Source organism: Rhodanobacter sp. Soil_C_14 (genome assembly GCF_057657335.1).
On record NZ_JBDGIQ010000007.1, the window covers coordinates 14,637 to 27,976 of the forward strand.

Consider the following 13,340-nt stretch of genomic DNA (forward strand, 5'->3'; position numbering starts at 1 on the left):
GAAGCGGGCGTGATGCCTGCGTGCAATGACGATGACGGGCGGAGCCTCGAATACCACTGGCGCTGGCCATGGCGACCACCGACAGCAGAGTCTGTCGACCGCAGGGCTTGGGCAGGATGTCGCGTTCAGCTCGCGCGCTTCGGCGAAGGCTCACTGTTGGCCGAGGTGGGCACGATGGACCTGCGCAGGCCATCGTCGCGCAGCGTGCGGATGAACGAAGTTTCCATCTGGCCGCGACCCAGGTGCATGTCGCTCATCAGGACGCCGACGTCCGGCTGCCGCCACGATCACCTCGCAGGCGGCGTGATCCAGCAACAGCACAGCGAGCTCGCGAATGTCGGCGTCGTCTTCGACCAGAAGAACCCGGCTGGCGAGCATGGAGCTGACCCCTGATTGTCAAGCCCGCATGAAGATTGCATCGCAATCAAAGCGTCGCCGGAACGTGGATGAAACACCCGCGTTCAGGACTCGCGCGAGATGTTCACGGAAGACGTCGATGCGCAACGCCCATGCATGCCGGCTTGCCGCCACGCCATCAGCGGCGGCGTGGTGATGCCATGCAGGACGATGCTCAGCACCACCGTGGTGATCACGAATTCCGCCACCACCGATGTCGCTGCCGGACTCAGGCCATGTGTGGCGGCGTAGGCCAGGTAGTTCAGGCTGCCGATGCCACGGATGCCGATCCATCCGATCAGCAGGCGTCGCGAACGGGGGATCTGCGAACCGATCGTTGCCAGCCAGATCGCCAGCGGTCGCACCACGGCAAACAGCAGCAGCGCCAGCAGCGTGGCGGCCGGGTGCCAGTGGTTGGCGAACGCGGCGCCGAGCAGGAAGACCAGCGCGGCGGCGATCAGGCGCTCGAGCGTATCGCCGAAGGACAGCGCGTCCGAGAGCACCATGCCCATCGACGCCACCGGCTTGCGTGCCTGCTCCGGATTGCGGCTGCGGGGATCGATGAGCACTTCGGCTGGCGGATGGATTGCCGTCCCGCGACCGTCGTCCTTGCCCAGGTCCGGATGCGGATGGCGCCTGACCACGTGCAGCTCCACATGGCGCAGGCCGAGTCCCGCGGCGAAGGCGGCCAGGAAACCCGAGGCCGACAGCGCCGTGGCCGCGGCATACGAAAGCGCCATCAGGGCCAGCGCCAGAACATCGTTCGGCGTGACGTCCGCGCTGGCGGTCTTCATCCGTACGCCGATCCAGCCGATGAGCCAGCCCAGCGCGAAACCGATGCCCAGGCCACCGGCCAGCGGCCAGGCGAAGTCCTGACCCAGCCATTTTCCCAGCGCGCTGGCCGAGCCATGGCCGCCCAGCAACAGCAAGGCCAGCACCACGAAGGGCAGGGCGGTGCCGTCGTTCAGGCCGGCCTCTCCGGACAGCGCGAGGCGCAGGCGATCGCGATCGCTGGCGTCGTCCACCGCGACCATGCTGGCCAGCACCGGATCGGTGGGCGCGAGGATCGCGCCAGTCAGCATGGCCAGTGGCCACGGCAGCGCGAACAGCCAGTGCGCCACCACGCCTACGCCTGCCACGGTCAGCACCATCGCGGGCAAGGCCAGTCGCGCGGCGGTGCGCCAGGATGGATCGGAAAAGCCCAGGCGCAGCTTCAGCCCGGTCATGAACAACGACACCACCAGCGCGATCTCGGTCAGCCGGGCGATGCCGTGCGCGTGCGCGGTGAGCTCGATGTCCAGCAGCTTCAGGCACCAGGGGCCGGCCACGATGCCGGCGGCGAGGTACAGGCTGAAGGTGGTCACCGGCAGATGCCTGATCCAGCCCGACGCCAGCGACATCAGCAACAGGAGGAATCCGATGGATGCGGTCCAGCCAAGCAGGTTCATGGAGCGGCCGTTCGAGGGTGCTGCACGAGCATGTCTTCCCCGCCATGAAATTCGCGGCAAACGCGGGCGCGAAGAGCAAGCCGCCGCTACGACAGCGACGCCTTCAGCGCCGCCGCGAGCGCGGCGTCCCCGTTGAGCAGATCCTTCCAGGCGAGCGTCACGCCCTTGCGGTGTCCCTTTTCCACCAGCTTCAGCCCGGCGGGATCGATGCTCAGCGTGTAACGGCGATCGTCGATCGCCAGTTCGCGTCGCAGCAGTTTGTTCAGCGGAGTCATCGGCGAGTCCTCGTGGCGGATGCCCGAGTTTCGATCCAGCCGCGAGGCCGGCCCGGGCGACGGCACTCACGAAGGCATTGCATGAATATCACGCGGGCTGGGCGCGCAAGAGGCGAGGATCGGCAGCACCTCGCACGGGAGACCGGTCATGCATCCATACCGTCCAGCCGCAGCCGTGGCCGCCAACACACCAGGCGATCCCGAGTACCGGCCGCCCGATCCGCCGCCGCCCACCTATCCCGATCCCAGCGAACCCTCGCCCCAGGCCCCGGCCGAGCCCGAAGTGCCGCCGCCTGATCCACCGGCCGATCCGCCGCAACCGCCCACCCGTGCGTGATCCGGTCCCCGCGCTCCGGGCGCTGTTCCGCCGCGGCCGCGCATCGATGGTTTCGAAACCTTGCCACGCGGAGTATCGACATGAAAGCCGACCCCACATGCAGCCATTCGCCGTCCTCGGTGCCGCCGGTGCTGGACGGCCGTCATCCACCGATTCCCGAGCCGCTCGAATGGCAGAAACACCTGCCCGACGCAGCGGACCCGGACGCCTCGCGCCGCATCCCGCGGCGGCGCCCGGCCACGAAGCAACCAGCCGCGAAGCAAGGCGAACGCGCGAAGCAAGGAGAACGCTAGACGCGGGCGCTGGCGGATGGCGCCTCACGCGAGGTGCTCGCCGCGCACGCGGAAAGCCAGGCTGATGCGCGGACCCACCGGCGTGCGCTGCTTGGGAATCGCGTGGTCATAGTGCAGTTGGGTGTCCCAGCTCATCACCAGCAGGCTGCCGGCTTCCAGGTCGATGTGCAGCACCCGGCGCGGCGGCTGCCTGGCCCGCACGGTCAGGCGGCGCGTGGCGCCCAGCGAGAGCAGGGCGATCGGCTCGCCGCGCATCAGGTCGGCCAGCTTGTCGTTGTGCGGCGCGACGCTGTCGCGTTCATCGCGATAGAGGTTGAGTCCCACGCTGTCGAACGGCGCGCCGACCGCGGCGGTCGTCACGTCGCGAGCCTCCTGCAGCGCCTTGGGCAGTGCGGGATCGTTCAGCCGGAAATGGGCTCGCAGGCGCGGTACGTCCACCTCGCGCTCGTACATCAGTCGCGTCCCGCCCTTCCACTGCACGCCGGTCTGCAGTTGCTCGAACCAGCGCCCCGCAGTCTCCCCATCCACCAGCTCCGGGGTGAGCACGATGCGACCGCTGGCGTCGTCCAGCAGCCGTTGCGGGCCACGGTCGAACAGGCTCAGTTGCGCCATGGCGGCGTGCTCGCTATTCCGGTGATCACGACTGGTGCTCGCGGATCAGGGTGATCCGCCCATTGGGTTCGAGTCGCGCGGTGATGACGGTGGCTTCGTTCTCCAGCCCCGCAGCATGCAGTGCCCGTTCGAACGCCGCTTCGGGCAAATTGCAGCGGCGCAGGGCTTCCGGGCTGCGCTGGCCGTTGCGGGCAAGGATGGACGGCCAGCCTTCGACCAGGCGATTGAGCGGGGCGCTGCGCGTGCAGATCCAGGCCAGGCCGCGATCGACCGCCAGGATGCTGGCCACCGCGATGATGCCGCCGAGGAAGGAGGTATCCGAACCGATGATGGAAGTGCGCATCGTTCCGCCGACGAGGATCAGCACTACCACGTCGAAAGCCGACATCTCGCCGAACGAGCGCTTGCCGGCCAGGCGCAGCAGGCACAGCAGGATGAGATAGACCGCCGCGCCACGCAGCGCGAAATGCCACCATGGCATGGACAAGTGCATCAGCGAATTCATCGAACCGACTCCTGCAGGCCACGGGTGCACGAGGCTACCGCCGCGATGGCGCCAGACAGCGTGAAGAAACGGCAAGGCGTGCGTCGGCGCTATCGGCGTGGTGCTGCTTCACGGGACCCGGTGCCGGCCTTCGGCCTCGATCATGTGGCGCCGCGCGCGCCAGGTTTCGGCGGTCTGCGGCTTGATGAACAGCGAGACGATTTCCGGGTGGGCCTGCTTGGCCTGCTTCTCGATGCGGTTGATGCAGGCCTCGATCTGCGGCGTGGTCAGCGCATCCTCGAACTCGGCGCTCAGCGTGGCGACCACCTGGCTCGGCCCCATCTGCACGGTCAGCACGCCGTTGGCGCAACGCACGCCGGCGTCGCCCGCCGCGATGGCGAGAATCGCCTCGCCCACCACCGGATGGGCGGGTTCGCCGATCAGCAGTCCCTTGGTCTCGCGGGCCAGCAGCAGCGCCGACAGCGACAGCACGGCGGCAATGCCGATCGAGGCGACGCCATCCAGCACGGGCTGGGCGAGCAGTTGCGCGCTGACCAGCCCGGCCAGCGCCACCAGCAGACCCAGCAAGGCCGCGCTGTCCTCCAGCAGCACGGTGAACGTGGCGGGGTCCTTGCTGAGGCGGAACGCCTCGAAATAACCCAGCCTGCCCTTGCGCGCGCGGAACTCGCGCAGCGCCACCCACCACGAGCTGCCTTCGAACACGAACGACACCGCCAGCACCAGGTAATTCATCAACGGCCGTGCGACCGGTTCGGGCTGGCGGATGTGCATCACGCCCTCGTAGAACGACACGCCCGCGCCCATCGCCAGCACCAGCAGGGCCACGATGAAACTCCAGAAATACAGCTCCCTGCCATAGCCGAACGGGTGGGTGCGATCCGCTGGCCGCGCCGCGCGGCGCAAGCCGTAGAGGAGCAGCAATTCGTTGACCGTGTCGACCAGCGAATGCACGCCTTCGCTGAGCATCGCCGAGCTGCCGGTGATTCCGGCAGCCACGAACTTGGCGATCGCGATCATCAGGTTGCCGCCCAGGGCGACAAGGACCACCTTGTGCGAGCCGGACGCGGGCACCGGTCAGTCGTCCGTGTACAGCTTCTGGCAGCGCAGGCAGAAGAAGCTGCGCCGATGGGTCTTGCCCAGGTACGCGCGCTGCAGCGGAATGTCGTGGCGCGGGCAACGCCCGCGGTTGTGCACCAGCCAGTGCCTGGCCAGCACGAAGGCCTTTTTCCAGGCCAGGAATTCGAACGCGTAGACGCGGGCCTGCTCCACCAGCTGGGCCAGCTTGTACGGCGACAGCGCGCCGATGGTGGAAAGCGGGTGGACGCGGATGCGGAACAGCACCTCGTTCTTGATGATGTTGCCGACGCCGGCGAACACGGTCTGGTCGAGCAGGGCGTCGCACACCAGGGTGTGCGGCATGGCGCGCAGCTTCGCCCTGGCCAGTTTCGGGTCCCAGTGCTCCGACATCACGTCACCGCGCCAGTCGTACAACTCGTCGAGCCTGCCCTCCAGCAGACGCACCGAGCAGTTGTAGAAGTTCAGCTCACCCTCGTCGAAACCCAGGCCGAGTCGCGGCGCGATGTCCCGTTCTTCGTCGATGCGGTAGCTGCCGAACATCAGCAGGTGGACGCGCACGTTCAGCTCGCCGGACAGCTCGACGAGGAACTGCTTGCCGAAGCTGCGCAAGGCCAGCACCCGGCGACCGGGCAGGCGCTGCAGGTCGATCTTCGCGTTGCCGGTGGCGCGCCGGATGGTGCGCCCGGCGAACGCGGCTGACTGTTCGCGCAGGATGACGATGGAAGGACCTTCCGGCATCGATGCTTCCGCACATGAGGATGGCCATCGTGCAACGGGCAACGAGCAGGAAAGGTGAAGCGCCCGGAGCCTGTGAAGAAAACCACTTCCTGTGGCTTTCTTCTATCGCACGTCCGGTACACGCGCGGACGTGCTCACGTCCGTGGCATCGCCCAGTCGCGACCTCAGCTCCAGCGCGTTGGCTACCGCGTGACCCAGTGCCGTGTTGTCGAAGATGCACCAGTGCCGGGCAGGCTCCGGGTCGGGGCGTCGCAGGCGGCGCTCGATCCGGCGCAGGGCCGCTTCGGAATACGCGTCGTAATAGATCCGCGGCGAGCCGTGCAGACGGAAATACTGCAGACGGCGATCGCCCGCCGGCACGGCAGCGCGAGGGTGCCGGGCGGGATCGGCGGCCACCCGCGCGACGCCGCGTTCGCGCAAGGCGCGGCTCACGGCAGGATGGAACCACGACGGATGCCGCGGCTCGCAGGCCACCGGGCCTGCGTGCAGGCGCCTCAGCTGATCGAGGAACGGCAGCACCTCCAGCGGCTTGTAGACGAGGCTTGGCGGCAATTGCAGCAGCAGGCAACCCAGCTTCACGCCGAGCTCATCGACCTGAGCCAGAAAATCCCGCAATGCCGGTTCGGCGTGGCGCAGGCGGGCTTCATGGCTGATGGTGCGGGGCATCTTCACCGCGAAACGGAAATCCCGCGGCACGCTGGCCGCCCAGCGACGCCATGTGGCCGGTCGATGCGGGCGATAGAACGACGAATTGATCTCCACGCAGTTGAAGCGCTGCGCATAGCGTTCGAGATGGCTGCTTCCCGCGGGGAAGCGATCGGCGTGGGCGGCAGGGATCGACCAGCCGGCGCAGCCGATCAACAGCTCGGGTCGACACATCGTGTGAACAGTCACGGCAGCATGCTTGGCGGGGCGCGAAGGGCGGGCGTTATAGTTGAAGATCGAAGATTGAAGACGCCGCGTGAGAGGGTCGTGAATGCCTCGCGCGACCCGGCGACACCACGCCGTGGGTGAGTCTTCGAATCGGATCGACAAGCATGAAACATGGGCATGGGGTTATCCGAATGGCTGGGACGGTTGCCGCGGGCGGGGATTTCACCGGATCTTTCCAGGCATTGCTGGAGGCGATGCCGATGCCTGCCTATCTGTGCGATGGCAGCGGCGTGGTGCTTGCCTGCAATGCGAAGGCCGCCCGGCTGTGGGGTGATGCCCTGCGGATCGGCGGCAGCGACCACGCGTTGTGGACCGCGGCCGGGGCATCGCCGCATGCAGCACAGGCCAGCGATGCTGCGGATGACATCGACATCGTGCTGGAAGCCGCCGCCGGCGAGCGACTGCGCGCTTCGCTCAGCGTGTCGGCCGTGATGGGCGGCGAGCTTCCTTCCGGCGTTCTGCTGAAGTGCTTCCAGCTGGCTCGCGCCAGCGACGATGCGGAGGACCTTTTCGAGAACGGCGCGGTGGGGCTGCGCCTGGTCGCGGCGGACGGCACGATACTGCGCGCGAACCGGACGGAACTGGACCTGCTTGGCTACCGGCGCGACGAATACGTGGGCCACAAGCTGGGCGAGTTCGATGCCGACGGCGACCACCTGGCCCGGCTGCTCGAACGGGTTCGCGCGGGTGAATCGGTGGACCGGTATCCGGCCCGGCTGGTGGGTGCGGACGGTCGCGTGCGGCACGTGCAGATCAGCTCCAGCGGCCGCTTTGCCGATGGCCAGTTCGTCCACTCGCGCTGCTTCACTGTCGACGTCTCCGGGCAGGAGCAGCTGAGCCGGACGATCCGCAAGCGCGAGCAGTTTTCCGGCCAGGTGCTGCAGGCCCTGCCGGTGGCGGTCTACACCACCGATGCCGCAGGCAGGCTCACCTTCTTCAACGAGGCGGCGATCGATCTCGCCGGATGGCGCCCCTCGCTGGGCGAGAACTGGGCGGCCTCGTGGAAGCTTTCCGGACTGGACGGCACGCCGCTGCCTCAAGAGCAGTATCCGATGGCCATCGCGCTCCGCGAGGCACGGCCGTTGCACGGCGAGATGGTGGTGGCCGAACGGTCCGATGGCAGCCGGCTCACGCTGGCGACTTACCCCACGCCGCTGTTCGATGACGACGGCAGCCTCAGCGGCGGCGTGAACATGCTGCTCGACGTCACCGGACAAAAGGAAGCCGAGCAAGCCCTGCAGGGGCGCAACGCCCGGCTGGAACAGCGCGTGTCCGAACGCATCCGGGTGGCGGAAACGACGTCGATGAACCTGCATCGCAGCGAGCGCAATTTCGCCCTGCTGGTGGGCAGCGTGATCGACTACGCGATCTACATGCTCGATCCGCAGGGCGTGATCACCAACTGGAACGCCGGCGCCGAACGCATCAAGGGATACACCGCCGAGGAGGTCATCGGCACGCATTTCTCCCGCTTCTACACGCCCGAGGATTGTGCCAGGGGCATGCCGGCGGCCGCCCTGGAGACCGCCCGCCGCGAAGGACGCTACAACGCGGAAGGGTGGCGCGTGCGCAAGGATGGCAGCCGCTTCTGGGCCAACGTGGTGGTCGATCCGATCCACGACGGCGGCAGGCTGATCGGTTTTGCCAAGATCACCCGCGACGTCACCGAGCGGATGCAGGCCGAGACGGCGCTGGTGGAAAGCGAATACCTGGCTCGCGGCGTGATCGACACCGCGCTCGACGGCTTCGCGCAACTGGACGAGGGCGGCCTGATCGTCCGCTGGAATCCGCGCGCGGAAAGCCTGTTCGGCTGGCAGCGGGAACAGGCCATCGGCCAGCCGCTGTCCGCCCTGGTGGTGGCGGAGCCGGACCGCCAGCGTTTCGAGGACAGCCTGCGCTCGCCGTCCGCGCGGGGTGCCTCGGGCGCGGCCGTGCGGCCGATCGAGATGGTCAGTCGTGATGGTCGCAGGATTCCGGTGGAGATCAGCGTCAGCTCGCTGTCCCTGCACCAGGGCTACCGCACCAACATCTTCATCCGCGACCTCAGCGAGAAGGTGCTGATCGAGGCGCAACTGCGCCAGGCGCAGAAGATGGAGGCGGTGGGCCAGCTGACCGGCGGGCTTGCCCACGACTTCAACAATCTTCTGCAGGGGATCATCGGTTCGCTCGACCTGATCCAGCTGCGGGTGGATGCGGGCAGGACGGGCGAGGTGACGCGTTTCGTCGATGGCGCGTTGAACTCGGCCAACCGCGCGGCGGCAATGACCCATCGGCTGCTGGCCTTTTCGCGCCGCCAGCCACTGGACCCGCGACCCGTACAGGCCAATCCGCTGATGCTGTCGATGGCCGACCTGCTGCAACGCACTCTGGGTGAACAGATCGGCCTGGAATTCGATCTGGCGCCCGACCTCTGGCCGACGCTGTGCGACCCCAACCAGCTCGAAAGCGCCGTACTGAACCTGTCGATCAATGCCCGCGACGCGATGCCCGAGGGTGGCCGGCTGATCATCCGCTCGCGCAACGTGACCGTCGATGACGTCAAGACGCGCCAGTGGCACGAAGTGAACAGCGACCGCTACATCTGCATCGAGGTCGTCGACACCGGCGCCGGCATGAGTCCCGAGGTGATCGACCGCGCGTTCGAGCCCTTCTTCACCACCAAGGCGGTGGGCCAGGGTACGGGACTGGGCCTGTCGATGGTGTACGGGTTTGCGCGGCAGTCAAACGGCTACTGCGACATCCGCAGTACGCCGGGCCAGGGCAGCACCGTGGTGCTGTATCTGCCGTATCACCTGGACGAGGCCGGGCAGGAAACCTCACCGGCGACACGGCACGCGCCGGCCACGCCCGGCCATGGCGAGATCGTGCTGGTGGTGGAGGATGAAGAAGTGGTGCGCCACGTGGTGGTCGAGGTGCTGCATCAACTGGGCTACATGGTGCTGGAGGCCGCCGACGGCGAAGCAGGGCTGGCCGCGCTGAGGTCCTGCGAAGACGTCCACCTGCTGATTTCCGACATCGGCCTGCCCGGCATGAACGGTCGGGCCCTGGCCGATGCGTCGCGGGCCCTGCGGCCCGACCTCAAAGTCCTGCTGATGACCGGCTACGCGTCCGACGCCTCGGCATCCGAAGGGTTTGCCGCGGGGATGGAGCTGATCACCAAGCCGTTCACCGTCGAGGCGCTGGCCAGCCGGCTGCGCAGGATGCTGGGGGATTCCCGGACAGGGGTCTGCTCTGAATCGCATGGGCCGTCAGTCAGCTAAACGCCGACGGCCACCCAGCGGATCAGGCCAGCAGATCCTGCACGGCCGTGCACAGCGACTTCATGTCCAGCGGCTTCGACATCATCCGGACGCCGGGGAACTCCACCGCCAGTGCCTGCAGGTCGCCGCCCGACATCACCATGAATGGCACGCTCCGCTGCTGCAGCGCGAGCATCACCGGATGCGCGGTCTCGCCACGCAACCCCCACGTCGAGCAGCGCCGCATCGAAGTCGGTGCTCTCGATGTCGCCCAGCGCGTCGATGAGCGAGAGGTCGACGAACACCTCCAACCCCATGTCGCGCAAGCTGTCTTCCACCACCATGGCAACGACGGGATCGTCCTCGACCACGAGGATCCGCTTTCCTTTTTCGAACGACATCATCCCCGGCCCCAGCGCTCGTGCATTTCCTGACGAGTGTAAGCCTTCCCGAGGAAAACGGAATGCTGATCATGCCGGGCGGAATTGCGCGATGGGTTCGCGCCGCTGCGGTCATCGGCGCGGTCATCGGGTCGTCGGGTAGCCAGGGGAAAGCGGACGAACGGTGCTGAAGGCCATCGACGGCACCACGCGATCCATCAGACGCGGTGGGAAGGGTTCATCCCCGATCCGACTTCAACTGCTTGACCAGTTCGGCCTTGCGCATCGCCATCGTTTCGCCGAGCGAAGCCAGGGTCGCCTTGTCGAGCAACTTCTTCGCGCGGGGGAACATCTCCTTCTCTTCCTCGTCCGCGTGGTGGGTCACCAGCTCCTTGAGCACCTTGGCGCGTCCGGAGAACTTCTCGTTGCCCACGGGCGTGGCCAGCAGATCGGGCAGCACCAGGTCACCGGCGGCCCGGTGTTCCTCCAGCGCCTCGAAGTACATCTTGTCATCATCGGACTGGTCGCCGCGGGCCTTGAACGCGGGGTAGAAGATCTCTTCCTCGATGGTGGTGTGGGCCTTCAGCTCCACCCGGATCTTCTCCAGCAGTTCGGTGCGCTTCTTGACGCCGCGGGGTGTGCTTTGCGCCAGTTCGTCGAGCAGCTTTTCCACCGCATCGTGGTCGTTCTTGAGCAGGGTGATCGCGTCCATGGGGAGCTCCGGTTGGGGGAAAACCGACAATGCCCACCCACCGGTGAATGGGTCGTGCAAGGTTTGCGCAGACGGCGTCACGCCCGCCGAGCTTTCCCTTTGCGCGGATTCGTCGGCACATGCTCTAGACAGAACGCACATCGGGATTTAACCGCCCGGCCGGCACGCTGCGATCCCCTCCCGCAGCAGAGACGCCCATGTCCAGTCATGACCGCAAAGATCCGGCACATCCCGATTGCAAGGACACCCCGGCCGCGCCGGAAACGCCGGCCATGCGTGCGCAACGCAAGGCCAGGGAAAGCGACAACCAGGACGAGGCGCTGGAAGAAACCTTCCCGGCCAGCGATCCGGTTTCGCCCTTCGTGCCGGCGAAGGTGCCCGAGGTCGAGGCGACGGACGCCGCCAAGGGTCATGGCATCGTCCATGAAGGACGCCGTCACGACCTGGCACAAATCCGTTCCCAGATGGACCCGGACCTGTTGGAGCGGATACGGGGCGAAGGCTACAGCGACCAGGAGTTCTTCAACGCCTATCTGATCGCCCACGCCGACAAGTACGGCGAGCGCTTCACGGTGCGCTGAAGGCGACTGTCAGGCCCGCAGGCGCCGGCGCAGCTTCATCGCGTCGAACGGCGCCTTCACCTTGGCGTCGTTGTCGAAGTAGCAGTACACGTCGCGCGACTTCCGCGGCGGCGGGGGCATGCTGCTGGCGCGATGGCCGTCGTCGGCGGACTGCCCGCCACTCATCCATGCGCGGATGCGTCGGGCCCATCCGTCCAGTGCGGCATCGGAATAGCCGCTGGAATAGAGGACCTGGTCGCCATGCATGCGCATGTAGACGAAGCCTCCGGTCAGGTCATGCAGCTGGGGCCACGTCGTGGCCGCGTCGGAGACCACCAGGGCCACGCGATGCCTGCGCAACAGGGCGATGAAGGCCGGATTGCTGAAGCTGTCGTGGCGTTTCGATGGCGTGCCGAAGGCAGTGATTGCGTCGTGGCGAGAGGTCGCCGACGAAGCGGGCGTGATGGTCGTGTTGCCTGGCCAGTCGCAGGGCGGACTGGCTGTCGCGCGGCAGCGAGGCCAGGAAGGCATCGAACAGCCCGTGGTCGTATTTCAGGTTCGGCGGAAACTGCCACAGCAGCGGTCCCAGTTTCTGGCGCAGCTCCAGCACACCGGAGGCAAAGAAATTGGCCAGGGGCTTGTCCACCTCACGCAGCCGGCGCACGTGGGTAATGAAGCGTGGCGCCTTCACGGCGAAGACGAAACCGGGCGGCGTGTCGCGATACCAGCTGCGCCAGCTGTCGGGGCGCTGCAGCGAATAGAACGAACCGTTGATCTCGATGGTGTCGAGCTGGCGTGAGGCGTAGTGGAGTTCCAGTCGCTGCGGCAGGTCCTGCGGATAGAACCTTCCACGCCATGGCGCGTAGCGCCAGCCGGAAATGCCGATGCGCAGTCTGGCCATGGAGCTTCCACAAGTCATCGATGGGTGATGACGCTACCGCGCCGGCCGTGGTTCGATGATGAAGACGGGTGGTGCCGGGTACCGGATTGGGGGGCGGTTTGTGGTCACCCTTTCTTGATGCGACCGCGTGCAAGGTGCAGCTTTCGACAGGAGAGCGCAGACATGGTCGAGCCGGTTCGAAACCGCAGGCATGGCGACGGCGATCGCAACGACGACGATGTCGCGAAGAAGGACGCCCCCAACCAGAAAGAGCGCGACCGCGAGGTCCGCGAAGACCAGCAGGACATCGACAGCGAGTCCCGCCGCAAGACGGGTGCGGGTTGATCCGTCGATGCCCGCCGGCATCCGCTTCATGTTTCCGGCCGTGACCGTCGCCGCCGGATGCCCGCGTGGGGCCGCACGAACTCGCGTCCATCCGTGGACAGACCGATGAACATGTCCTTTCTCGCGTTCAGCATGTCGCCCCTGGAGATACTGGTCCGGGGCAGCCTGATGTACTGGTTCCTGTTCGTGATCTTCCGCTTCGTCCTGCGCCGCAACGCGGGATCGGCCGGGATCGCGGACATCCTGTTCGTGGTGCTGCTGGGCGACGCGGCGCAGAACGCCATGATCGGCGACGGCCAGACGGTGGCCGACGGCGCGACCCTGATCGCCACCCTGGTCTGCTGGAACTATCTGCTGGATTACCTGGGTTGCCGTTACGCGCTGATCTCGCGGCTGACCGACGCACCGCCGGTGCTCATGATCCGCCACGGTCGCCTGCAGCGCGGCAACATGCGCCGCGAAAACCTCACCGAGCAGGAGATCGAAGCGCAGTTGCGGCTGTCCGACGTCGAGCGGCTCGACGAGGTCAGGGCGATGTACCTGGAAAGCGACGGCTCCTTCAGCGTGCTGAAGAAGAAGCGCTCTGCGTAGACGCGCCGCCAACGGTCAA

General features: G+C 66.9%; 16 protein-coding genes and 1 pseudogene. 6 read left to right on the forward strand and 11 right to left on the reverse strand.

The features are described 5' to 3' along the window. Window positions 1-125: 125 nt before the first annotated feature. From AC3A56_RS15365 to AC3A56_RS15375, 3 genes are all read right to left on the reverse strand, one after another. Window positions 126-257 carry a hypothetical protein gene (locus tag AC3A56_RS15365; RefSeq protein WP_487770928.1) on the reverse strand — a complete coding sequence of 44 codons (132 nt, stop codon included), beginning with the start codon at window positions 255-257 and terminating at the stop codon, window positions 126-128. A 204-nt stretch (window positions 258-461) separates the two neighbouring features. Further along, window positions 462-1,844 (reverse strand): cation:proton antiporter, encoded by a 1,383-nt coding sequence (locus tag AC3A56_RS15370; RefSeq protein ID WP_487770929.1) that lies wholly within the window; start codon window positions 1,842-1,844, stop codon window positions 462-464. 86 nt (window positions 1,845-1,930) lie between these two features. Then, on the reverse strand, window positions 1,931-2,119 hold the full coding sequence (locus tag AC3A56_RS15375) for a hypothetical protein (protein WP_056715608.1): 189 nt from the start codon (window positions 2,117-2,119) through the stop codon (window positions 1,931-1,933). Between the two features lie 148 nt (window positions 2,120-2,267). Here AC3A56_RS15375 and AC3A56_RS15380 point away from each other — a divergent pair, with 148 nt between their 5' ends. Next, complete coding sequence (locus AC3A56_RS15380; protein WP_487770930.1) at window positions 2,268-2,456, forward strand: hypothetical protein; 189 nt, start codon at window positions 2,268-2,270, stop codon at window positions 2,454-2,456. 80 nt (window positions 2,457-2,536) lie between these two features. After that, window positions 2,537-2,749 (forward strand): hypothetical protein, encoded by a 213-nt coding sequence (locus AC3A56_RS15385; protein WP_056766846.1) that lies wholly within the window; start codon window positions 2,537-2,539, stop codon window positions 2,747-2,749. A 24-nt stretch (window positions 2,750-2,773) separates the two neighbouring features. Here the strand turns inward: AC3A56_RS15385 and AC3A56_RS15390 are convergent, their stop codons facing one another. From AC3A56_RS15390 to AC3A56_RS15410, 5 genes are all read right to left on the reverse strand, one after another. Further along, complete coding sequence (locus AC3A56_RS15390) at window positions 2,774-3,361, reverse strand: alpha-ketoglutarate-dependent dioxygenase AlkB (RefSeq protein ID WP_487770931.1); 588 nt, start codon at window positions 3,359-3,361, stop codon at window positions 2,774-2,776. Between the two features lie 25 nt (window positions 3,362-3,386). Then, window positions 3,387-3,866 (reverse strand): DUF421 domain-containing protein, encoded by a 480-nt coding sequence (locus AC3A56_RS15395; RefSeq protein WP_056715552.1) that lies wholly within the window; start codon window positions 3,864-3,866, stop codon window positions 3,387-3,389. A gap of 108 nt (window positions 3,867-3,974) precedes the next feature. Beyond that, the gene (locus AC3A56_RS15400; RefSeq protein WP_487770932.1) at window positions 3,975-4,937 is read right to left on the reverse strand and encodes a cation diffusion facilitator family transporter; all 963 of its coding nucleotides are present in this window, start codon (window positions 4,935-4,937) and stop codon (window positions 3,975-3,977) included. Between the two features lie 3 nt (window positions 4,938-4,940). Continuing rightward, window positions 4,941-5,681, reverse strand: coding sequence for a DNA-formamidopyrimidine glycosylase family protein (locus tag AC3A56_RS15405; RefSeq protein ID WP_056715549.1), 741 nt, complete (start codon window positions 5,679-5,681; stop codon window positions 4,941-4,943). A gap of 102 nt (window positions 5,682-5,783) precedes the next feature. Continuing rightward, window positions 5,784-6,560, reverse strand: coding sequence for a DUF72 domain-containing protein (locus AC3A56_RS15410; RefSeq protein WP_056715546.1), 777 nt, complete (start codon window positions 6,558-6,560; stop codon window positions 5,784-5,786). Between the two features lie 185 nt (window positions 6,561-6,745). On the opposite strand from AC3A56_RS15410, the gene AC3A56_RS15415 reads away from it, so the two are divergent. Further along, window positions 6,746-9,874: a PAS domain S-box protein gene (locus AC3A56_RS15415; protein WP_255357987.1), complete on the forward strand. Its 3,129-nt coding sequence runs from the start codon at window positions 6,746-6,748 to the stop codon at window positions 9,872-9,874. Here the strand turns inward: AC3A56_RS15415 and AC3A56_RS15420 are convergent. Both AC3A56_RS15420 and AC3A56_RS15425 read right to left on the reverse strand, forming a co-directional pair. Further along, complete coding sequence (locus AC3A56_RS15420) at window positions 9,871-10,257, reverse strand: hypothetical protein (RefSeq protein ID WP_487770933.1); 387 nt, start codon at window positions 10,255-10,257, stop codon at window positions 9,871-9,873. The genes AC3A56_RS15415 and AC3A56_RS15420 overlap by 4 nt on opposite strands. 214 nt (window positions 10,258-10,471) lie before the next feature. Then, entirely contained in the window at window positions 10,472-10,945 is a 474-nt protein-coding gene (locus AC3A56_RS15425) for a PA2171 family ribosome-binding persister protein (protein WP_487770934.1), read from the reverse strand. 197 nt (window positions 10,946-11,142) lie between these two features. On the opposite strand from AC3A56_RS15425, the gene AC3A56_RS15430 reads away from it, so the two are divergent. Beyond that, a complete protein-coding gene (locus AC3A56_RS15430; RefSeq protein WP_487770935.1) occupies window positions 11,143-11,526 on the forward strand; it encodes a hypothetical protein in 384 nt (127 codons plus the stop codon). Between the two features lie 9 nt (window positions 11,527-11,535). Here AC3A56_RS15430 and AC3A56_RS15435 read toward each other — a convergent pair. After that, window positions 11,536-12,406, reverse strand: a pseudogene (locus tag AC3A56_RS15435) (DUF72 domain-containing protein). Window positions 12,407-12,568: 162 nt separating this feature from the next. On the opposite strand from AC3A56_RS15435, the gene AC3A56_RS15440 reads away from it, so the two are divergent. Next, complete coding sequence (locus tag AC3A56_RS15440) at window positions 12,569-12,730, forward strand: hypothetical protein (RefSeq protein WP_157599009.1); 162 nt, start codon at window positions 12,569-12,571, stop codon at window positions 12,728-12,730. A 105-nt stretch (window positions 12,731-12,835) separates the two neighbouring features. Further along, the gene (locus AC3A56_RS15445; RefSeq protein ID WP_056715528.1) at window positions 12,836-13,321 is read left to right on the forward strand and encodes a DUF421 domain-containing protein; all 486 of its coding nucleotides are present in this window, start codon (window positions 12,836-12,838) and stop codon (window positions 13,319-13,321) included. Window positions 13,322-13,340 lie beyond the last annotated feature (19 nt).